Source organism: Kocuria sp. 2SI (genome assembly GCF_005502825.1).
In the GTDB taxonomy this organism is placed as follows: Bacteria; Actinomycetota; Actinomycetes; order Actinomycetales; family Micrococcaceae; genus Kocuria; species Kocuria palustris.
In genome coordinates, this window is sequence record NZ_SCNB01000001.1 from 184,324 (window position 1) to 206,225 (window position 21,902).

The 21,902-nt window shown below is 70.9% G+C and carries 15 protein-coding genes; 3 read left to right on the plus strand and 12 right to left on the minus strand.

Annotated features, from left to right (window positions below; genetic code table 11):
• Positions 1–20: 20 nt before the first annotated feature.
• Positions 21–1,253: an acetate/propionate family kinase gene (locus tag FFS25_RS00795; protein WP_061711010.1), complete on the plus strand. Its 1,233-nt coding sequence runs from the start codon at positions 21–23 to the stop codon at positions 1,251–1,253.
• 76 nt (positions 1,254–1,329) lie between these two features.
• Here FFS25_RS00795 and FFS25_RS00800 read toward each other — a convergent pair whose 3' ends face one another.
• The 4 genes from FFS25_RS00800 to FFS25_RS00815 all read right to left on the minus strand — a co-directional run bounded on the left by FFS25_RS00800 (position 1,330) and on the right by FFS25_RS00815 (position 5,999).
• Positions 1,330–1,833 carry a phosphoribosyltransferase gene (locus FFS25_RS00800; RefSeq protein ID WP_137801564.1) on the minus strand — a complete coding sequence of 168 codons (504 nt, stop codon included), beginning with the start codon at positions 1,831–1,833 and terminating at the stop codon, positions 1,330–1,332.
• 61 nt (positions 1,834–1,894) lie between these two features.
• Positions 1,895–2,920 (minus strand): LLM class flavin-dependent oxidoreductase, encoded by a 1,026-nt coding sequence (locus FFS25_RS00805; RefSeq protein WP_058871970.1) that lies wholly within the window; start codon positions 2,918–2,920, stop codon positions 1,895–1,897.
• A 62-nt stretch (positions 2,921–2,982) separates the two neighbouring features.
• The gene (locus FFS25_RS00810) at positions 2,983–4,239 is read right to left on the minus strand and encodes a lipopolysaccharide biosynthesis protein (RefSeq protein WP_137801565.1); all 1,257 of its coding nucleotides are present in this window, start codon (positions 4,237–4,239) and stop codon (positions 2,983–2,985) included.
• A gap of 176 nt (positions 4,240–4,415) precedes the next feature.
• Complete coding sequence (locus FFS25_RS00815; RefSeq protein ID WP_137801566.1) at positions 4,416–5,999, minus strand: O-antigen ligase family protein; 1,584 nt, start codon at positions 5,997–5,999, stop codon at positions 4,416–4,418.
• 327 nt (positions 6,000–6,326) lie between these two features.
• Between FFS25_RS00815 and FFS25_RS00820 the strand changes: the two genes are divergently transcribed.
• Complete coding sequence (locus tag FFS25_RS00820; protein ID WP_058871967.1) at positions 6,327–6,983, plus strand: YveK family protein; 657 nt, start codon at positions 6,327–6,329, stop codon at positions 6,981–6,983.
• Positions 6,984–7,018: 35 nt separating this feature from the next.
• Here FFS25_RS00820 and FFS25_RS00825 read toward each other — a convergent pair whose 3' ends face one another.
• From FFS25_RS00825 to FFS25_RS00840, 4 genes are read right to left on the minus strand one after another with little or no spacing between them, the layout of a single operon-like run.
• Entirely contained in the window at positions 7,019–7,783 is a 765-nt protein-coding gene (locus FFS25_RS00825) for a WecB/TagA/CpsF family glycosyltransferase (protein ID WP_137801567.1), read from the minus strand.
• Positions 7,749–8,882 carry a prenyltransferase/squalene oxidase repeat-containing protein gene (locus FFS25_RS00830; RefSeq protein WP_058871966.1) on the minus strand — a complete coding sequence of 378 codons (1,134 nt, stop codon included), beginning with the start codon at positions 8,880–8,882 and terminating at the stop codon, positions 7,749–7,751. Before FFS25_RS00830 ends, FFS25_RS00825 begins: the two co-directional genes overlap by 35 nt.
• Positions 8,879–9,955, minus strand: a complete 1,077-nt coding sequence (locus FFS25_RS00835) for a glycosyltransferase family 4 protein (protein WP_137801568.1) — start codon at positions 9,953–9,955, stop codon at positions 8,879–8,881. Before FFS25_RS00835 ends, FFS25_RS00830 begins: the two co-directional genes overlap by 4 nt.
• Complete coding sequence (locus FFS25_RS00840; RefSeq protein WP_137801569.1) at positions 9,952–11,421, minus strand: hypothetical protein; 1,470 nt, start codon at positions 11,419–11,421, stop codon at positions 9,952–9,954. Before FFS25_RS00840 ends, FFS25_RS00835 begins: the two co-directional genes overlap by 4 nt.
• A 341-nt stretch (positions 11,422–11,762) precedes the next feature.
• Here FFS25_RS00840 and FFS25_RS00845 point away from each other — a divergent pair, with 341 nt between their 5' ends.
• Positions 11,763–12,428, plus strand: coding sequence for a YveK family protein (locus FFS25_RS00845; RefSeq protein ID WP_006214088.1), 666 nt, complete (start codon positions 11,763–11,765; stop codon positions 12,426–12,428).
• A 29-nt stretch (positions 12,429–12,457) separates the two neighbouring features.
• Here the strand turns inward: FFS25_RS00845 and FFS25_RS00850 are convergent, their stop codons facing one another.
• From FFS25_RS00850 to FFS25_RS00865, 4 genes are all read right to left on the minus strand, one after another.
• On the minus strand, positions 12,458–13,849 hold the full coding sequence (locus FFS25_RS00850) for a phenylacetate--CoA ligase family protein (protein WP_040560545.1): 1,392 nt from the start codon (positions 13,847–13,849) through the stop codon (positions 12,458–12,460).
• A 114-nt stretch (positions 13,850–13,963) separates the two neighbouring features.
• On the minus strand, positions 13,964–15,250 hold the full coding sequence (locus FFS25_RS00855; protein WP_249933707.1) for an AMP-binding protein: 1,287 nt from the start codon (positions 15,248–15,250) through the stop codon (positions 13,964–13,966).
• Positions 15,251–15,473: 223 nt separating this feature from the next.
• A complete protein-coding gene (locus FFS25_RS00860; RefSeq protein WP_171004036.1) occupies positions 15,474–19,172 on the minus strand; it encodes a proline dehydrogenase family protein in 3,699 nt (1,232 codons plus the stop codon).
• Positions 19,173–19,353: 181 nt separating this feature from the next.
• Complete coding sequence (locus FFS25_RS00865; RefSeq protein ID WP_137801572.1) at positions 19,354–21,843, minus strand: polysaccharide pyruvyl transferase family protein; 2,490 nt, start codon at positions 21,841–21,843, stop codon at positions 19,354–19,356.
• Between the last annotated feature and the right edge of the window lie 59 nt (positions 21,844–21,902).

Genomic DNA, 21,902 nt, shown 5'->3' on the forward strand with positions numbered 1-21,902 from the left:
CCACCATCCGAAGGAGCGCCATGCTCGTCCTCGTCGTCAACTCCGGCTCGTCGTCGCTGAAGTACCAGGTCCGGGAGGTCACCACCCAGGAGGGCGGGGAGCCCTCCGCCTACACCTCCTCCATGCCGCGCGTGGACGAGCTCGTGAACATGGACGAGGCCACCCAGGGGGCCGAGGGCGGCGAGGTCATCACCGAGGGCCTGATCCAGAACATCGGCACCTCGGAGATCGAGGATCACACGCAGGCCCTGGAGCTGCTGGCCCAGCGCCTCGAGGAAGAGCTCGGCGACCGCACGATCGACGCCGCCGGGCACCGCGTGGTCCACGGCGGCGAGCGTTTCTCCGCCCCGGTGCTGGTCAGCAACGAGATCATCCGCGCGATCGAGCGCCTGGCCCCGCTGGCCCCGCTGCACAACCCGGCCAGCGCCCTGGGCCTGCGAGCCATCCAGAAGAAGTGGCCGCACATGCCCCAGGTCTGCGTGTTCGACACGGCGTTCCACCGCTCCATGCCGGAGCACGTGTGGCGCTACGCGCTGCCCGAGGAGATGTACTCCGAGTACGGCGTGCGCCGCTACGGATTCCACGGCACCTCGCACGACTACGTCACCGGCGAGGCCGCACGCTTCCTGGGTGTGGAGCGCGACAGCTTCGACGCGGTCGTCGCCCACCTCGGCAACGGGGCCTCGGCCACCGCGATCAGGGACGGAGCGTCCTACGACACGTCCATGGGCTACACGCCGCTGGCCGGGCTGATCATGGGCACCCGCACCGGCGATCTGGACCCGTCGATCGTCACGGCCCTGCTCGAGCGCTACCCGGATCTCGATGCTCAGCGCCTGGACCAGATCATGAACAAGGAGTCCGGGCTCAAGGCCCTGGCCGGCCACTCGGACATGCGCACGGTCGACGAGCGCGCACAGGCCGGCGACCAGCGCGCCGAGCTCGCCCTGGAGATGACCGCCTACCGCCTGGCCAAGTACATCGGCGGCTACCACGTGGCCGTCGGAGGGGCTCAGGCCCTGATCTTCACCGCGGGGATCGGGGAGAACTCCGCGGGCTTCCGCCAGCGCGTGGTCGACAAGCTCGGGGCGCTGGGCGCAGAGCTCGACCCCGAGGCCAATGCCGTGCGCGGCGACGAGGTCCGCCGCATCTCCACGCCGGAGTCGCGCCTGGAGATCCTGGTGGTCCCCACCGACGAGGAGCGCGCGATCGCCGAGGCCACCGCTGCGCTGGTGAGCCGTCGGGCGAGCTGAGCCGCTGCGCACAGGCCGGATCGCAGAAGCCCCCGATGCCGCTGCGGCATCGGGGGCTTCTCTGGAACTGGACGACTCAGGCGGACGGGGTGACCGGGGGTTCGTCCGACCAGGGGAAGACGATCCACTCGTCGGTGGCCTTCCACACGAAGTCCGGGTCCACCAGGGAGCGCGGCTTGGAGTAGATGACGGCCGAGCGGGTGTCCGACTGGTAGCCCTTGAGCAGCTCGAGCACCAGGGCCAGGGTGCGCCCGGAGTCGGCGACGTCGTCGACCACCAGCACCTTCTTGGAGGTGATGGACTCGACATCGAGCATGGGGGCCAGCAGAACGGGGTCCGGCAGGGTCTCGTGGACGTCGGTGTAGAACTCGACGTTCACCGCGTCCAGCAGCTTGGCGCCCAGTGCGTAGGACAGCGCGCCTGCCGGGACCAGCCCGCCGCGGGCCACGCCGATGATGATGTCCGGCACGAAGCCGCTGTCAGCGATCTCCTGCGCGAGCTCCCGGGTGGCGGCGCCGAAGCCCTCCCACGTGAGGATCTCCTTGCCGTCAACGTCTGCCGCGTCTGCGTGATAAGCCATGCACACACCCTAGTCCCCGCCCGCGCGCGAGGGCAGGGACGAGGACGACGACCGCGCAGGATCAGTCGGCGAGCATGTCCTGGACCAAGCGGCGGACCTCGGTGCCGTAGAGCTCGATCGAGCGCATCATGGCGCTGTGCGACAGGGTTCCGACCGCGTACTTGAGGTCGAAGCGGGCAGCGCCGAGAGCCTTCTGATGGCGCACGATCTTGCGCGCCACGGTCTCCGGGGAGCCCACGTAATAGGCGCCGTCGGGCCCGGCCATCTGCTCGAACGCCTCGCGGGACAGCGGCGGCCAGCCGCGCTCGCGCCCGATCACCGCGTGATTGTGGGCCTGGGCGGGGAAGAACTCCTCGCGCGCCTGCTCGTCCGTCTCGGCCACGTGGCCCGGCGAGTGCCAGGCGATGGGCAGCTCCGGTTTGCCGAAGTGCTCCAGAGCCCGGCGATAGTGCTGCGCGAAGGCCGCGAAGGCGGTGGGGCTGCCGCCGATGATCGCGAAGATCACGGGCATCTCGTAGTGCGCGGCACGCACGACCGACTGCGGGGAGCCGCCCACCGCGATCCAGGCCGGCAGGCGCCCGGACTCCGTCTTGGGATGCACCTCGAGTCCGTCGATCGCCGGGCGCAGACCTCCCTCCCAGGTGATGGGCCCCTCCGACTGCAGACGGGAGAACAGCTCGAGCTTCTCCTCGAACAGCCGCTCGTAGTCCTGCAGGTCGAAGCCGAACAGGGGAAAGGACTCCGTGAAGGAGCCGCGGCCCAGCACGACCTCGGCCCGGCCGGAGGACAGGGCGTCGACGGTCGCGAAGCGCTGGTACAGGCGCACCGGGTCGTCCGAGGAGAGCACGGAGACGGCGGTGCCCAGACGGATGGTCTCGGTGGCGGTGGCCAGTCCCGCCAGGACCGTATCCGGCGCGGAGACCGCGAAATCGCTGCGGTGGTGCTCGCCGACCCCGAAGAAGTCCAGGCCCACACGGTCGGCCTGGATGCCCTCGGCCAGGACGTCGCGGATGACCTGGGCATCCGAGAGGGGCTGACCGTCCGGGCCGGGGTGGACGTCGCCGAAGGTGTTGAGTCCGAGCTGCATGGCATCTCCTCTGATCGCGGGACGCCCCGAATTATAGTTGATACATCACGTAGATGTGAGGGTCAGTCGGCTCGATGCCTGGGCTGCAGTCCCCGAAGGTGCACCAGGAACCCGGTGACCATGGAGCACGAGCGCAGCAGCTCGCCGATCAGCATCCACCAGGCCATGCCCACCGCAGTGTCGGTCCCCAGCAGCCAGGCCCCGCCCACCACCAGGACCAGCTGAGCCCCGCTGATGACCATGAAGAGCCGCTCGCGCCCGCCGAACATGAGCACGTTGCTCGTGGCCGAGGTCAGGGCGTTGATCAGCGTGGCCACCACCAGGATGACGGAAGCGCCCCACGTGCCCTGGTACTCCGGGCCGAGCAGATCGACGATCCGCTGCTCGCCCAGCACCAGCAGGAAGCCGAGCAGCAGCGTGGGAAGCACTGCCGAGACCGCGGCCGCCTCCAGCACGAGGGCGACCAGTCTGCCGCGCCGGGTCACGGACATCGCGATCCGCGGCATGAAGACGGTGGCCACGGCGGTGGTGCCCATGGCCCCTGCGGACTGGATGCGCTGGGCGACCTCGTAGGTGCCGGTGGCCGCCAGGGAGCGCGCGCCTAGCAGGAACATCAGCCCGCGCACGCTCAGCGCGGTCAGCGCGGACCCCGCCGCCAGGATCAGCGACTGACCCCACGGCACCGGCGGGACCGTCACGCTCGGCGGCGGCGGCCCTGCCGAGGGCGACAGCCGCCAGAAGGCGATGCTGATGATCACGAAGGCGGCCACCTGCCCCGGGATCAGCAGCTGCGGGGCGAGCAGCGCGGAGGCGATCGCGATCAGCAGCGCGAGCCCCGGCAGGGCCACGGACTCCAGGAACTGCCCCGCCAGCGGCGCCTGCCGCGCCACCCGCTGGACCATGAACAGGCGCCCCAGGGCCGAGGAGACGGCTACGCCGTAGAGGACGAGCACGAGCCCTCCGGTCCCCGCGGTGAGCTGGACGATCAGGGACGCCGCCAGGGCGAGGACGGTGAGCACCGCCCAGATGCGCAGCAGGGCCCGGGCGTCGCGGCGGGCGATGGCGCGGGCCTCGTCGTGCCTGCCCTCGGCCCACAGCGGCGACTGCGAGCGCATGCCGGAGGTGTCGAGCCCGAAGGTGCCGGCGGCGCGCGCCACCAGGGCCACGGCCCACATGATGCCGTTGAGCCCCACCATCTCGACGGGGAAGCGCAGGGCCACGACGGCTACCAGCAGCATCTGCAGGGCGGCTCCGCCGATGCGGATGGACATGACGAGTGCGGACTGCAGGGCGGCAGCGCGCTGTCTCTCAGCAGCCATGTCCCACCCGTCCTCCGCTCATGCCGTGCGATCCCCGTGCCGCGGCGCCGGACCTCCCGGTCCCCGCACCGCCCCCGCGGCGCGCAGGCGCCTGCCGGCGGGCCTGTCTTGCGGCGCCACAGTCTACGTCCCGCCTCCGGCGCAGCACCCGGGTCGGGCACCCCCACTTGTGCGGCTCAGGCACGTCGACCCGGGTCGCTCTCGGGCGGGTCCGAGCCGTCCGGCCGCCCCGGCTGCGGGCCGACGGGCTCGGGCCCGCCCTGTGCCCAGGGGACCGTCACTGCGGCGCTCGCCCAGGGAGCGATGGCCGCTCCCGACGCGGAGACGGGCTCGGAGGCGGAACCGGGTCCGCATGCGGGGCCGGTCGCGGTCACAGGCTCGGGCGCACCGACGGATGCCGCGGCGGTCGTCGGCTCCGCGGTCAGGGCGAGCACCACGCCGGAGAGCAGGAAGGGCAGCCCGTACATCGGCGGGGCCACGAACACCGGTGCTGCGACCGATTCGATGGCCATGGCCGCGAGCCACCCGACGCCCACGGAGCCGATCCAGCGCAGGTGCGGATCCTGGCTGCGGCGCATCATCCGCCAGGCGGGCAGCCCGAGCATGACCAGACCGCCGATGTAGCACAGCAGGCCCAGGACGCCGGTCTCCGCAAGGGGCGCGGGCCAGAAGGTGTCCGAGAGGAAGTCGACCTCGTCGTGGCCCGTCATCCCCCAGATGCGCGTGTAGCCGAGCTCCTGGTAGTAGGGGCTGTAGTTCTCCGCGGCCGTGAATGAGGCGAACCGCCCGAAGCCCACGCCGAGCGGGAAGGCCCCCAGCGCCAGCGGGATGCTGTCCAGGGTCAGGCGGATGCGAGCGGTCTGGCTGACGTCGGAGAGGTACTCGGTCAGCGTGGCATCCACGACGCGCGTGAGCGTGTCCCAGCCCAGGATCAGCGCCACCGGCGTGAGGATCGCCAGGCTCGTGAGGTACATGGCCTTCTTGCCCGGCAGCGACGCTCGGGTCCCCAGGGAGACCACGAGGGCCGAGGCGATCGACTTGCGGCGGAAGGCCAGCAGGCAGGCGAGCCCGGAGCCGATGAGCAGCGCCAGGCTGATCCGGGAGCGGCGGATCGTGGAGCGGTAGGCCAGGATCGCGATGAACGCCAGGGACATCGTGGTCCCCAGTCCCACCGGGTGGTTGAACGGCCCGGAGAGGCTGGCGATCCCGCCGCGCTCGCTGAGCTCGACCGTGCCCGCGCTGATGAAGTCGTTCCACGCCGCGGGTGCGGCCGCGTTGGCCGCGGTGAACAGCAGGATCACGACGACGGCGACGGCGCCGCCGCGGATCAGCCCGGGGATGTCCTCGCGGCGCCAGTCCAGCTGCGCCAGGGCGAAGGCGAGCACGGGGCCCTTGAGGAACAGGAAGGCTCCGGTGACGGTGATGCCCAGCGGCACCGAGTGCACGAGACCGCTCAGGACCCCGAGCAGGCCGAAGGCCAGGAAGAGCCACAGCGCGGCGAAGCAGCGGACCGCTCCGTGATCGCGCAGCCTGCGCAGGGTGAACAGCACGGCGGCCAGCAGCACGCACAGCTCGTCCATGTACCCCACAGCGCTGCTGCCGGTGACCGTCTGCGCCGTCTGGGAGATCACGGTCGACACGGCGACGACGCCGGCGAACGCCTTGGGCGCGCGGAAGGCCGCGCGCAGCAGCCACAGCACGGCAGCGCCACCGAGGGCGCAGACCGCCGCGAGCACCAGCGCCTCGGCAGGACCCGTCACCTCTCCCCCTCCCCCTGCGACGCTCCCCCGAGCGTCGTCCGCCCGCGCGCATCCGACGGGCGGCGCGCGGTCTCCGGGCCCATGCTCGCACGCTCGGAAGCTCATCTGACAAGGGGCGTCCGGTTGTCCCCACATCTGACGTCGCGCAGCAGTTCCTGCGCCGCGCTCTCGACGCGCCGCCGCCGCGCCTGCCTATCATGAGCGCGCCGGGGCTGAGCCCCGAGCAGCGGCATGGCCGACGGCTTCCGGGGGGACCGTCGCGCCCGAGGCGCCGCTGGGATGACATGGCGCGCCCAGGGCGCGCGGGGGACCGACGAAGGGCAGGCCATGCACCAGAGCTCGGCAGGAGAGAAGACCGTGGCTCCGGCAGTGCGCGACATCAGCGGCGCGGAGCTGGGCTCTGCGCTGCGCCGCGGATGGTGGAAGGCGCTGCTCGGGCTGATCCTGGGGCTCGGGCTGGCCGCGGCCTTCGTCGTCACGCAGGCCCCCACCTACACCTCCGTGACCATGGCGCTCGTGCGCCCCTCCACCGACGACGCGACCTCGGTCGAGAGCCTGGCCGCCGAGGACCTGGCGCAGGCTCGCGCGGCCACCTACGAGTCGCTGGGCAACTCCGTGGTGGTGGCCGACGAGGTGCGCCGCGACCTGGGGCTGAAGACCTCTCCGGAGGACCTGCTGGAGCAGGTCACCGTGGTGTCCACGCCCGAGACCACCGGCCTGGAGATCACCGCCACGGCGGATTCGGCCGACGGCGCCGCCGAGCTGGCCGGGGCCTGGCGCGATGCGCTCAGCGATGCCGCCGACGCCGACGGATCCGGCGGGGCCGGGGACCGCGTGAGCATCGAGCCGGCCGGGGAGCCGACCGTGCCCGCGACGACGTCGGGCCTGTCCGATCCGGCCGTCCTGGTGGTCGGCGGGGCGGTGGGGCTGCTCGTCGGCATCCTGGTGGCGGTGGGCACCGCCCGGCCGGCGCGCAGGGCCTGAGACCGCGCGTCCGCCGTCGGACGCGGGGGCCGCCTTCAGCCGCGGCGCAGCATCTCCCTGACCAGGTACCAGAGGAACTTCGAGTTGCCGACCGCGTAGCGCTTGAACATCCGCCGCGGCTCCAGCACCAGGCGGAAGAGCCATTCGAGGCCGAGGCGCTGGATGATCGCGGGAGCCCGCCGGGTGCGGCCGGCCACGACGTCGAACGAGCCGCCCACCCCCACGCTGAGGCCGACGTTCATGGCCTCGCGGAAGCCGTAGATGAAATCCTCCTTCATGGGCGAGGGCAAAGCCACGAAGAGGATGTCGACGTCGAGCAGGCGGATCGTCTGCGCCATCTCGGCATCCGTCATGTACCGGCGCCAGTAGCCGTCGCGGTGTCCCACCACGTTGGCGCCGCGGGCGGTGAACTCGCGGCGCACTCGCCCGACGACGTCCTCACGAGCACCGAGCAGGAAGATCCGCTGCCCCTCCTGGGCGGAGAGATCGACCAGGCGGTTCATGACGTCGATCCCCGCCACACGCTGCGGAAGCGGGCGGCCCAGGAGGCGGGCGGCCCACACGACGGCCTGGCCGTCGGCGCTCACGAGCGTCCCCTGGTTGAACTCCTCGAGCTTGGTCGGGTCCTCGATGGCCGCCACGAGCTTGGCGGCATTGACCGAGAGGTGGTTCTGCCCCTTGCCTGTGGCGATCATCTCCCGCAGCCGGTCGATGGTCTGATCCATCGTGAGGGCATCGACGCCCACACCCATCACGTCCGTGCGCTCAGGCGCGATCACTCGCTGCATCTGATCCGTCATCGGTTCTCCCCCCAGAGTCCCAATCGGCCCGCCGCCCTGACGATGCCCATGAGGCCAGCGCGACAGCCGCGTGGCCCTGATTCCACCGCATGTGCGGAAGCCCCCTGCCTCCGCTGCGGAATCCGCCGTCGCCGCCCTGCAGTCCCAGCAGATGCCGAATCGCGGCCTCCGGGTCCGGGACCGGCCAGCCGCGCTGCGCTGCGCGGGCCAGATACCCGACCGTGGTGGCCACGTTGTGCACATCCGTCGAGACCTGCCGGTCATCCGCCATATAGAGCGGGAGACCTTCAGGGCTGAGACAGCGGTCCTTCCAGAACTGCGCGCCGCGAGCTGCCGAATCCCCCGATTCGAAGCCCATCTGCTGCAGCGCCCACAGCGAGTCCAGGTTGTAGATCGTGTGGAAGCTGTCGATCCACTCGAGTCCCGGACCCTCACCGTACGGCCAGGAGCCGTCCTCCGCCTGCGCGCGGACCGCCCGGTCCACCGCAGTGCGGATCAGTTCCCTGTCTCCGTCCAGCATCGCCAGCGACTCCGCCGCAAGCAAGGACCCATTGTGCACCAGTCGGTCCGAGGTGGTCGTGTACCGGAAGTAGCCCGATGTGTGGAACTGCCCCTCCAGCCAATCACGGACGTCAGCGCTGACCCGGTCCAGCATCCCCGCCGCGGACAGGGCGCGCAGTGCGAAGGTCACCGCGATGACGTTGGGGCTGCCTGCCGGATAGAAGGCCCAGCGCGTCTGGACGTCGAACTCGTAGCCCCACGGACCCGTCCCGCGCTCCTGGAGGATCCGCTGCGCGAGCTGCCTGGCCGTCTGCTCGTCGCCGGACAGCGATGCAGCCGTCGAGAACAGCGCCATCCCCTTGGTCATGCGCACCGGGGGAACACGTGTGGCGGCGCGCAGGCCGCGGCCCAGGCGCTTGTGCCCCTGCACCCAGGCCTGGCGGGGAACGCGTCCGCGCAGCACGCGCGCGTACGGCGAGAGCAGTCCGTCGTACGGGTCCGTCCCGGCGTAGTCGCGCTCACGGGCGAAGTCCATGGCGCGGCCGAGGGCCCCGTCGACCTCGGCCTGCAGCTGCGGTTCGAGTCCCTGCGACGTCATGGCTTCTCCTCCGTGGTCTGCGCTGCGGCCCCGACGGCCGCCTCGATGATGTCGTCGAAGCGCTGGCGGTAGCCGTCCATGCTGTAGCCCCGCTCCCAGGTGGTGCGGGCGGCGGCGGCGATCCGCTGCCGCCGGGCGTCGTCGTCGATCAGCTCGGCCAGGCCCCGAGCGAGCGCCGTCACCTCCCCCACCGGCACCAGGACGCCGTTCTCACCGTCAAGGATGACCTCCGGGACCGCCCCGACGGGCGTGACGACGGGTGCCAGCCCCCACGCCATGCCCTCGAGCAGCGACAGCGGGAGGTTCTCCGCCCGGCTGGGCAGCACCAGGATCTGGGCGCGGCGCAGCTGATCCTGCAGGGGCTCCGCGTCCAACCAGCCGGTGAGCTCGACCCGCTGCGCGCGGTCCACGGCGGCCCGGATGGAGCCATCCGGGTCATCGAGATCGCCTGCCAGGACCAGGACGGCATCGCGCCCGGCGCTGATCCGGGACCATGCCTGGAGCAGCTCGGGGGCCCCCTTGCGGGCACCCACGCGGCCCGCGAAGAGCACGCGCATCGGATGGGTCACGTGCTGCGGGACCTCTTGAGGACCAGGGACCGCGTTCGGCAGCACGGACACGGCAACATCCGACACCCCGAGCTCCTCCTGGACGAACTGCGCCCAGCTCTCTCCCAGGACGATGACCTGGTGAGCCGCCTGGAACATGTTCTTCACCAGGGCCTGCTCCAGGCGCCCACGAGATCGGAAGTAGTCGTCATAGCCGCCCCCGTGAAGGTGCAGTGCGTATGGACGGCGGCGAAGGCGCACCAGTGCGCTCAGCGTCAGCTTGCGCCATGTGCTGCCGCGGGAGGCCACGGCGAACACCCGCAGGTGCGCTGACGAAGGCCCGAGGCAGTCAGCGGCCGCCCTCACGAAATGCGCCAGCCTCTGCAGAGCCGGTCCGGGAGCACCGCCGGAATCCAGGAAGACCAGTGACGTGCGCTCGGAGCTCGTGCCGAGCAGATGACCGGCCATGATGCCGATTCCGCCCGAGGACCCGGGGGCAGGTCCGATGATGGTCGCCTTGATCATGAGACTCCTTCCTGCTGCTGGGCACCGAGCTCCCAAGGAGCGCGTCCGGGCTTGGCTATCGATGCATCCTGGTCGGCGGCCTGCGACGGCCTCACCCCCAGCGCTCGTCGCCCGCTGCGAGGCTCTGCTCCGAGCGCCAGGCACAGCCCTGCCACTGCGAACGGCAGCCCGTACATCGGCGGCGACAGGAAGACCGGCGCGACGACCGACTCGATCAGCAGCTGGGCGAACCAGGCCACAGTCACCGCCCCGATCCACTTGCTGTGCCCATCCGAGGCCGAGCGCATCATCCGCCAGCCGGGGACGATGAACATGATCAGCGCTCCCAGATAGCACAGGGCGCCCAGGATCCCGGTCTCGGCCAGCGGGGCCGGCCAGAAGGTGTCCGAGAGGAAGCCGCCCATGTCGCCCTGCCCCAGACCCCAGATCCGCTCGTAGCCCAGATCCGTGTAGATCGGGCTGTAGTTCTCGGAGGCCGTGAAGGAGCCGAAGCGGCCCAGACCCACTCCGAGGGGGAACGCACCGACAGCCAGCAGGAAGCCGTCGATCGTCATCCGGATGCGAGCGACCCGATCCCAGTCGGTCAGGTACTCGGTGAGGGTCCCGTCGACGACGGCCGTCAGGGGCTCCCGCAGGAGAACGAGGCCCACGGGAAGGAGGATCACCGCACTCGTGACGAACAGAGCCCGTGGAAGGGGCAGGACAGCGCGAACGCCCAGGGCCACGGCGATCCCCGCCACGATCGACTTGCGGCGGAAAGCCGCCAGGCAGGCCAGGCCCGTGGCGATCAGCAGGACGAACGTGAAGGGCGTCCGGCGCACGAGCAGGCGGTAGAGGTAGATGGCCAGGAAGGCCAGGGCCATGGTGGTGCCCAGCCCGACCGGGTGGTCGAAGGGCCCGGTCAGGCTCGTGAAGCCTCCGCGCTCGCTGGCCACCTCCGTCCTGCTCACCAAGTCGTTCCACGGGCCCGGAGCCGCGGCGTTGAGCGCGCAGGTGAACAGGATCACCACGATCACCGCAGCGCCGGCTCTGGCGATGCGAGGCAGATCTGCACGACGCCAGTCCAGCTGAGCCACCGCGAAGCCCAGCGCCGGCCCCTTGAGGTACAGCAGGGTCCCCATGAGCGTGATGGACGAGGGCACGGCATGCACCACGCTGCTGATCAGGCCGAAGAGGATGAAGGCGAGCAGGAACCACACCGCGGCGAAGAAGCGCAGCGCATGATGATCGATCAGACGCCGAGCGCAGGCCACGCCCACGGCCAGCACGACGGCGAGCTCGTCGCCGTAGTTGAGGATCGAGATGCCGCCCACCGTGCCGACGGTCTGGGAGATCATCGAGTAGACAACGGCGGCCCCGATGGTGGCCTTGGGATGCGTCAGGCAGAGCTTGATCACCCACGCGACGCCGACCAGCAGGACCGCGCCGAGGGCACCCCACGACAGGGCTGAGACTGCAGTCTGCATGTGTGCTCCTCCCCGGGACGGTCCCCGTGCCGTCGAATGCAGGGCGTCGACGCTCCGGATCCCCCGATCCGGTGCCGAGCACCTGCCGCTGCGCCCGACCGCTCCCCAGCGGCGGCACGCATCACGACATGATGGCACGACGTCACGTGCCTCCGGGCAGATGTTCGTTCATGAAGGCTGTTTGTCCACTCAACTGCACGGTTCATGGCCGTATACAGCATGTGCGTCAGATCGGTGACACTACTCTGGGAGACCGGACGGGAGCCTTCGCAGCACTGCAGCACCGTCCGCCTCGCTCTGGGGAGAGCGAACGATTCGAATTCAGGGGGAGCAGCAGAATCATGCAGACCAGCAGGCGCACCGAGACCCGGTCCCGCAATCAGGGCGGCGATCCCATGGTCAGAGACGTGTCCGCCGAGCATCTCGGGACGGCGCTGCGGCGGCGCTGGTGGGCCCCGCTCGTGGGCCTGATCCTGGGTCTCGGCATCGCGCTCGGGCTCGCGGCCTCGGAGCCTCCGCAGTACGAGTCGGTCACGACCATGATGGTCCACGCCGGGGCGGACGATGACACCGCCGCCGAGCGCCTGGCCGCCGAGGAGCTGGCGATCTCCCGCACCACGACCTACGAGGCCCTGGGAGAGTCCCTGGTGGTCGCCGAGGAGGCCAAGAGCGATCTCGACACCGACAAGTCGGCCTCGGAGCTGCTCGACGGCATCACCGTGACGGCCACACCGGCCACCACGGGCGTGGAGATCACGGCCGTGGGCGAGTCGCCGGAGGAGGCGAGCGCCCTGGCGGAGGCGTGGCGCGACGCCCTCACCTCGGTGGTGGCGACCAGCGCCGAGGACGCGCAGGTCAGCATCGAACCGGCGGGCAGCCCCACGACTCCCGAGGATCCGTCTGGCCTGAGCATGACCATGATCGGAGTCATGGGTGCTGCCGTCGGCCTCCTGCTCGGCATCATCGCCGCAGTCGCGACCACGCGCCCGCGCACCGAGCTGCGCTGACCGACGGTAGGTCGGGCCTGCCGTCGGGCTCAGGCCCAGGTCCCGCTGACTCCGGCGATGTTCTGGTCGACGATCCGATCCTTGCCGTTCGGCGGGATCTCCAGGTGCCCCACCAGCTCGAAGCCCAGCTCCACCTGACCGGCCGTGCGTCGGCACATCGCCTGGTAGAACTCCTCGAGCTCCTCCGGGGCGGCATCAGCCGTGGGCTCGACCCGCAGCGTGACGCGGCCGGGCACGTCCTGCCGGAAGCGGAAGCGGCGGATGCACAGGAACTGATGCCCGTGCACGTTCAGTGACGTGGTGGGGAACAGCGAGCCGTCTGCGCGTACCAGGCCCTCTCGGCCGCGCCGTGAGGAGATCGCTCGGAACGTGGGCTGACCCCAGGCATCCGTGCCCACGCGCTCGGCGGAATCTCCCGTGTCATAGCGCAGGAACGGCTGGCCCTTGATCATGAGGCTGGTGGTCACGAGCCGGCCGCGCTGCCCCACCTCCACGGGCAGGCCGTCCTCTCCGAGCAGCTCCGTGATGCCGTACAGGGGTTCGGCATGGAAGGTTCCGTCCGGATCCATCGAGGCGAAGCAGGTCCGCTCGCTCAGACCGTAGAAGTTGGAGATCCCCGCATTCGGGAACACCCGCTCGAAGGTCTGCTGCTGGCCGGGCGTGAACTCCTCCGAGACGGCCAGGACGCCGCGGATCTGATGACGCCATTCGTCGTCGGGCAGCTGCTCCTCGACCAGCTTGGCCATGTAGCTCAGGGCCGACGGATAGCCGTGCAGGTAGCGGATCCCGCGATCGCGCACCCAGCCCCACTGCTCCTGGATGCGTTCGGGGGCCAGCGCCTGGACCCGCAGCACCAGCTCGCCGGTCGCGCGCTGCAGGTAGTGATCCGCCCCACCGGGCAGATCGGCCGCCCCTCGCAGGAACAGCCGCCAGTCGTCGAGCTCATAGCCCGTGGCCCGGTGCCAGGCATCGAAGACGTAGGCCCACTCAGCGGCCCCGCGCTGCCGGTCCAGGTGGAACAGGATGGGATCGCCCGAGGTGCCGGAGGTGGCGGTCATCTGGACGCCGCTCTCCGGGACCGTGAGCATGCGCAGGGAGTGCTTGGACAGCTGCTCGCGGGTCAGGATCGGCAAGCGGGAAAGTCGTTCGAAGGCGCCGACGCCGCGCTCGCGCAGTGCCTCGTATCCGGGCTCGGAACCGTAATAATCGGTCTCGGCTGCTTGATCGAGCAGCTGCTCGAGCCGTCGTCCGCGCTCCTGGGCCGCCCAGGACGGCACCGTGCGAGCCTTGCGCAGCTCCCTCAGCGTCCGCTGGAACACCGGTCCATAGCGCAGCGACGGCGGAATGGCTCGGACGAGGGGGCCCACTCTCTCCCGCTGGTCCGCCGGAAGGTGGGCGACCTTCTCACGAAACGATCTCAAGCTCTCCCCTTCGGATGTGGTCGCGCCGGGGGTCATCGGATCAGCTGCCCAGAGGCGCGCACCTCTGATGCGAGGTTACGTGTTCGTCCGCAAATTCTCCATGCGATTGCAGGATCATGACCAGGTGGTCGCCGCCCCCGGAATCTGCTGATCCACCAGACGCTCCTTGCCGTTGGCCGGGACCTCCAGACGGTCCACCACCTCCAGCTCGAGGTGGATGCGATCCCCGATGACCGCCGCCATCGCTCTGTAGAGCTCCTGGATCTGCGCATCGGTGGCTCCGGTGACCGGCTCCACGAGGAACGTGGCCTTGCCCGGTTCGTGCTGTCGGAACCCGAACTTCCGAGCTGCGAGCACCTCCATGGTGTGCATTCCGAAGATCGCGGCGGGCAGGAAGCTGCCGTCATTGCGGATCAGCCCCTCCCGCCTGCGTCGAGAGCGGATCTCGCGGAAGATCGGCTGACCCCAGGGATCCGTTCCCGTACGCAGCGCCGAGTCACCCGTGTCATAGCGCAGGAAGGGCTGTCCGATGAGCCGCAGACCGGTGGTGATGATCCTGCCGCGAGCGCCGACCTCGACGGCTCGGCCCTGCTCATCGACCAGCTCGACGGCCCCGTAGAGGGGCTCGGGGTGGAAATCGCCGTCGTCGTCCATGACGGCGAAGGCCGTGCGCTCGCTCAGCCCGTAGAAGTTGGCCACGCGCGCCTGCGGGAAGACGCGGTGCAGGATCTCCAGGTGGGCCTCTGTGAGCTCCTCCGAGACGGCGAGGATCCCCCGGATCCTGTGCCGCCAGTCATCGTCCGGCAGCTCGGTCTCCACCAGGCGCGCCAGGTACGCGATGGCCGATGGCAAGCCGTGCAGGTACTGGATCCCTCGCTGAGAGGCCAGCTGCCAGTGCTCCCTGATGAGCTCGGGACGCAGCGCCTGGACGCGCAGCACGACCTCCCCCGTGGAGCCCTGGACGAACCAGTCCGCACCACCGGGAAGCTCGGCTCCGCGCAGCCGCAGACGCCAGTCGTCGGCCTGATAGCCGGTCCTCCGCTCCCAGGCGCTCAGGACGTAGGCCCATTCGCTGGCGCCCCGGCTGCGGTCGAGCCAGAACACGATGGGCTCCCCGGAGGTCCCGGAAGTCGCGACCCGCTCGAGCTGGGCCTCGGGCACCGTGAGCATCCTGCTGCTGTGCTCCGTCACCGCCTCCCGCGGGAGGATGGGCAGGCGGCTCAGCCGCTCCATCGGCGGCATCGTCGTCTCGACCAGCGCCTCGTACCCCGCAGCTGAGCCGTAGTAGTCCGTTCCAGCCGCGGCATCCAGCAGCGACTGCAGCCGTCGATCTCGCTCTTCACGTCCCCATGACGGGACCGTCCACGCCTTCCGGATCTCCCGCTGGGTCTGTCGGAACACGGGCCCGAATTTGATCCCTGCAGGCACATGCCGGGCGAATCCGGCGATCCGCTCCCGCTGCTCGGGCGGAAGGTGGGCGATGGTCTCGCGCAATGACATAGCTGCTCCCCTCTGCAATGACCGATCGGGGCGCCGCTGGGCAGCGGCGCCCCGATCGGCCCGTCATCTCATCGTCGGCATTCGATTATCCATGCCTCGAGCAGGCATCCGCCGATCGCGCTCCTCAGCCCATCAGCTCGTCCCGCAGCCGGTGCATGTCGGCGAACCGGTTGCCGAATCGGTGCAGCGTGATGGACACGGCCTGCTCGTGGAGCATCTCCTGGATCTCCACGCGGGAGGCGCCGACGATCGGGTGCATCATGACCGCCACGTCCGGGGTGGCCCCCAGATCGACCACCAGGTCCGCATCGGTGCCGACGACCTTGATGCGCGCGCCCACGCCGAGCTCGAGCACCTCGGGATCGGAGTCCTCCGAGGCCCGGCCGCCGAAGGGCAGGCGATCGCGCAGCTTCTGCACCGCGGAGCGCTGCTCCTCCGGCTCGGACATCGCGCGGTAGGCGGTGCGGGCGCCGAGCAGGCGTCGGGCCTTGGCCTGGACGCGGAACCGCTCGTCGTCGACGGCGGGCAGCACCTGGGTGAACAGGGCGCGGGCCGCCCGCGGCAGGGCCTCCATGACGGCAGGCGCGGCCGAGAGCGTGACCTCCGAGCCGGAGCGAGCGGCGGCCAGACCCACGCGGATCACGTCGGTGACCGGGGCATCCTCCGCAGCGCGCACCACGATGTCGCGGGCGCGGTAGCGGAAAATGTTGGCCTCGCTGACCAGGCCCGTGGGGTCCTTGGCCACGCCGAACTCGGACTCCCAGGCCCGCTGGTCGGCGGCAGCGCAGGCTCGCAGCCAGGCCAGATCCTCCGCGGGCAGCGCCTCGATCACGTCGGCGTCGCCCAGGACGTCGCGCACCGCGGGCAGCAGCCCCGGCTGGACCTCCACGGAGTTGCCTGCGCGGAAGGCGCCCTTGGTCCAGTGGCCCATCTGGGTGAGGTAGTTCGGACCGCCGGCCTTGGCACCCAGGCCCACCGACGACTTCTTCCAGCCGCCGAAGGGCTGGCGCTGCACGATCGCGCCGGTGATGCCGCGGTTGACGTAGAGGTTGCCGGCCTCCACGCGCTCCAGCCAGGAGCCGACCTCCTGCACGTCCAGGGAGTGGATGCCGGCGGTCAGACCGTACTCCACGGCGTTCTGCCACTCGATCGCCTGGTCCAGGTCCTTGGCGTGCATCAGCCCGAGCACGGGGCCGAAGACCTCGGTCTCGTGGAAGAAGGAGCCGGGCTTCACACCCGTCTTGATGCCCGGGCGCCACAGGCGGCCGGAGTCGTCGAGCTGCTTGGGCTGGAGCAGCCACTCCTCACCCTCGTCCAGCTGGGTGAGAGCGCGCTTGAGCTTGTCGCCCGGCTGCTCGACCGTGGGGCCCACGATGGCCTGCAGGTTCTCCGGCCAGTCCACGACCATGGACGACGCCGCGTCCAGCAGCTGCTTCTCGTAGCGCTGCGAGGTGGCCACCGAGCCGACCATGATGCCCAGCGAGGCCGCCGAGCACTTCTGCCCGGCGTGGCCGAACGCGCTGGTGACCAGATCCCACACGGCCTGATCGCGGTCCGCTGCCGGAGTGATGATCAGGGCGTTCTTGCCCGACGTCTCGCCGATCACCGGACGGCCGCTGCGCCAGCCGCCGAACAGCTCGGCGGTCTCGTAGGCGCCCGTCAGCACGATGCGGTCCACGCCCGGGTGGCTCACCAGCGCCTTGCCGGTGTCGCCCTCGACGGCGTCCACGAGCTGCAGGACGTCGCGCGGGACGCCCGCCTCCCACAGCGCCTCCATCAGCGCGGCGGAGCAGCGCACGGTCTGCGGCGACGGCTTGTGGATGACGGCGGCGCCGGCGGCCAGGGGGGCGACGGTCGAGCCGGTGGGGATGGCCAGCGGGAAGTTCCACGGCGGGGTGACCAGGTCCAGGACATCGGGCTCGAACTCGGTGCCGTCGACCTGCTCCAGCTCCTCGGCATGGCGGGCGTACCAGCGGCAGAAGTCGATGGCCTCGGAGACCTCGGCGTCCGACTGGGTGAACGCCTTGCCGGTCTCGGCAGCGGCCACTGCCATGAGGTGCCCGCGGCGCTCGGCCAGCTTGTCGGCAGCGAGGTTGAGGATCTCCGCGCGCTCCCGGGCCCCGCGCTCGCGCCAGCCCTTGGCAGCATTGCGACCGGTCTCCACGATCTCGGCGACGTCGTCGAGCTCGAGCGAGTCCGGGGTGGCCAGACCCTGGTACCAGGACCGGTCCGTGATCAGATCCCGCAGCTCGAGCGCCCACTTCTGGTTGGCCGGGATCGAGATGTCGGTGTCCGGCTCGTTGCGGAAGGGCTCGTCGAGCGGCTGATGGCCCTGGTAGCCGCTCTGGCGCCCGGCGGCCTCCTGCGTGCGGTCCTGCACGCGGTGCGGGCCCGGGGCCCGCTCGCCGTCCAGGACCATGCCCTCCTCGAGCAGCTGCTCGACGGCGGCGCGGAAGCGGCCCTCCTCGCGGCGGAAGATCTCGTTGCCGGGCTCGATCTCGAAGATCCCCGACATGAAGTTCTCGGACTCGGCATTCTCCTCGAGGCGGCGCACCAGGTAGGCCACGGCGACGTCGAACTCCTCCGGGGCCACGGCGGGGACGTAGTAGAGCACTCCCCCGACGTCCTCGGACACGGCGATCGACTGCTCGGCGGCCATGCCCTGCAGCATCTCGAACTCGATGCGCTCGGAGACCCCGCGCTGCTCGGCGAGCAGCTTGGCGAAGGCGATATCGAAGATGTTGTGCCCCGCCACGCCCATGCGCATCCCGCGCAGGTGCTCGGGGTCCATGGCCCAGGCCAGGACCCGCTTGTAGTTGGCGTCCGTGGCCTGCTTGGTCGGCATGACGGCCAGCGGCCAGTCGTGCATCTCGGCGTCCACGCGCTCCATGGGCAGGTTGGCGCCCTTGACCAGGCGGACCTTGATCTGCGCGCCGCCCTCGGCCACGCGCCGCTCGCCCCACTCGGACAGGTGCTGCACCGCGCCCAGGGCATCGGGCAGGTAGGCCTGCACGACGATGCCCGCCTCCAGGCTCTTCAGCTCGGGGCGCGAGAGCAGGGTCGTGAAGACCTGGGTGGTCAGGTGCAGGTCCGAGTAGACCTCCATGTCCAGGTTGATGAACTTGGTCCCGGCCGGGGCATCGGCGGCCTTGCGGTACAGCGGCAGCAGGCGCTCGACCACGCGCTCGACGGTCTCGTCGAAGCCCCAGTGCGAGAGCTGCGGGACCACGGAGGAGACCTTGATCGACGCGTAGTCGACGTCGTCGCGGGCCAGGATGCGGTCGACCTCGTCCAGGTGCTTATCGGCCTCGGCGAGGCCCAGGACCTCCTCGCCGAGCGGGTTGATGTTCAGCGAGTCGCCGCGCTGCGTGATGTGCTCGACGGCCTTGCCGAACGGGCCCGGTCGGGAGTCGACCACCAGGTGCCCGACCATCTGGCGAAGGCGGCCGCGGGCGATCGGGATGACGACGGCCGGAGCCAGGTGGCTCATGTAGCTGCCGGAGACGATCTGCGAGCGATCCAGCGCGGACAGGGACTTGGGGGCGATGCTCGCGATGCGCTGCAGGGCGCGAGCGGCGGCGACGCTGTCCTCGGTGCGGATGACGCGATCGACGAAGCCGACGGTGAAGTCCAGGCCGCGGGGGTCCTGCAGGATGGCGGAGAGGCGGTCGGCGGCGTCCGAGTCCGCGACTCCCTCTTCGGAGAGCTGCTGGGCCCTGCGGATCCAGGTGGTGGCCTGCTCGACCGCCGGATCGATCAGGCCGGCCAGATCGGCGAGCTCGGCGGGACCAGCAGGGAGGTTGTCAGTGGGAGGAGTGACCATGAGGCGATTCGCTTTCAGGCACGTACTGCGGGGATGACCGTGGCACTCCCACGGTCATCGGCCTCGAGTCAGGGTTCGCACGTGGGGATCTTCGCTGCTGGGCCGATTCGGCCATCCTAGGAGACGCACCCCACACTGCGCACACCATGCGTCTGCTGATGAATCTGCCCCGCCAGACGCCTCAGCGGCCCCGGAAGGCCCAGGGTGCGATCCGGCGCAGCACCCGACCGACCCGGCTGCTCAGGGAGTGCTCCTTGATCCGCTGCTCGGCCTTCTGGGTCAGCTCCCGCTGCGCCTGCACGGCCTCCAGGAGCTGACGGTTCTGCTCGAGCATCTGCTGCTGGGCCTCCTGCATCTGCTCGAGCCGCTCGCGCAGATCCTGGATCTCCCGCGCCATCCACAGCGGCAGGCCGATCCCGTTCTGATCGGTCCATTCGCGCAGGTGCCGCTCGCGCACCGCAAGATCGTGCTTCTCGTGCAGGGCCTTGCCCGCGCACATCGAGTTGCCGTCCGCGCCGAGCGCGCTGGGGCGCTGATGCCAGAACGCCAGGGGCCGGCCCGGCAGGAAGCCGATCGTCGCGCTCGAGGCGACGCGCAGATTGAACTCCCAGTCCCCGACGGCCGGCAGGGACTCGTCGAAGCCCCCCACGAGCCCGTGCAGGCTGCGACGGTAGAGGAAGCAGATCGGCACGCCCCGGTTGATGCTCAGCAGCTCGCTGAGGGTGATCGCGCTCTGCTCGGCCCAGAACAGGGCGCGCCCGGTCTCGCGCACGCTCTTCTGGCCGTCATGGTCGTCGATCTGCTCGTAGACGATCTCCGTGCGGGCCATGACCCCGGCATCTGTGCACGACGGCCGCTCCAGGAAGGCGACGGTGCGCTGAAGGAACTGGGGGTCCCAGGTGTCGTCGTCGTCGTGGATCACCACGAACTCGCTGTCCGAGGCGGCCACCCCGCGGTTGGAGGCGGCCTCCATGCCGACGCTGCGGCGGTGCGAGAGGATCCGGCAGCGTCCGCGGAAGCGCTGCTCCCGGGCGTCGACGAGGCGCTGCACGGGCTCGGGATCGCCGCCGTCGTTGACGATGACCAGCCGCCAGTCGGCCAGGGTCTGGGCCAGGACGTCGTCCAGGGCGCGCTCGAGCAGCAGCGGCCGGTCCTTGGTGCGCATGATGATCGCCACGGAGGCCGCCGAGCCCTCCGCGATCGGCGCCTGCGGATCCGTCCAGTCGCGGCGCAGCGCACGGGAGAACTCGGTGCCTGCCCCTGCCGCCGGGACCTCCGGAACCTCCGCCGGGCCGGGCAGCGCCCCGGACAGCCCCACCAGGACCCCGTCCCACCAGGCCGCGGCCGTCTCGCGCACAGCGGCCCGACGCGCCAGCAGATCGCTCCAGAACTCCCGGTGGCCCTCCACCGCCTCCTGGGTCCAGCGCTGCGCGGCCTGATGCGTGTCCCACGCTGCCTCGCGCGGGGTGATCAGCGCCGCCAGCGGGACCACCTGCCCGGAGATGCCCCAGGTGCGCAGGGCGCCCTCCATGCGCACCTGGGAGTAGCGGTCCACGGCGATCGGCAGGACGGTCGCACCTCCGGCCAGGCCGAAGACCAGCGGGTGATAGCGCGAGCTCACCACGTAGTCGGCGCTCAGGGTGCGCCGCAGGCTGTCCTCGGCGTCCTCGATCGGACGGTGGGCGGCCGCATGGCGCATCCGGGCGGCCACGAGCCGGTGGAAGGCCTCGTCGCCGTCGTGCTCGCCCGGACGGGCCAGGTGCGGCACGAGCTCCACTGCCCCGCCGGTGCGCTCGACCAGCGCGTCCAGCACGACCGCATAGACCTCAGCGGCCTCATGCTCCTCGAACGGGCCGGCGCCGGGGGCGAAGGTCGCCACGATCCGCGGGGCGGTGGGATCCGACGGCGCCTGGGCCTCGACGTCCTCCGCAGCAGCGCCCGCGGCCGGGCTGCCCGACGGGGAGGCCTCAGCTGATGGCGCCTCCGCGAGAGGCTGCGCCGCGGCCGTCGAGCCGCCGGGCGCCGCGGCCTCGCTCTGCGTGGTGTTCCAGGGGGCGGAGAGCACCTCGAGCGCCCAGCCCACCGAGTCGTCGGGGCACGCGCGCAACCCCGGATGCCCGGGGCACAGCTGCTGCGCCAGCGCCAGGGAGTCCGGGTCGCGCAGGCCCACGAGCACCGCGGTCTCGAGCATCCTGGCCAGCACGGGGCGGTCCTGCTCGCTGAGCTCGGGGCCCAGGGTCTGCCCGCTGATGACCACGGGAAGCCCCAGGCTGCGAGCGATCTCGACCACGGCGGCGCGCTCGCTGAGCAGCCAGCCGTAGCGGGAGTTCATGTTCCCGCCGCCGCCGATCAGCAGCGCGTCCACGCCGCGCAGCGCCTCGATCAGCGCGAAGACCTGATCCTCCGGCGGCAGGGCGTCGGTGCGGCCGTCGAGCACCTCGCGGATCTCCCCGAGGTAGCGCGCGCGATCCTCCGGGGGCCAGGGGAAGCGCAGGGTGGGCACCGGCGCGACCGACTCGAACCGAGCCGCGGTGTGCTGCGGATCCCGGGTGATCATCACGGGCTCCTGGATCCCGCGAGCGCGCAGGGCGGCGACGGCGGCGTGGCCCATGGCCTCGTCGCCCACGTGGTAGTCGATCTGTCCGACGTCGACGAGGAGTGCTGCCTGCATGGCGATGATCCTCCCACAGCCGCCTCGGGCGCCGCCGGGCGGCAGCGGCGAGCGCCCGG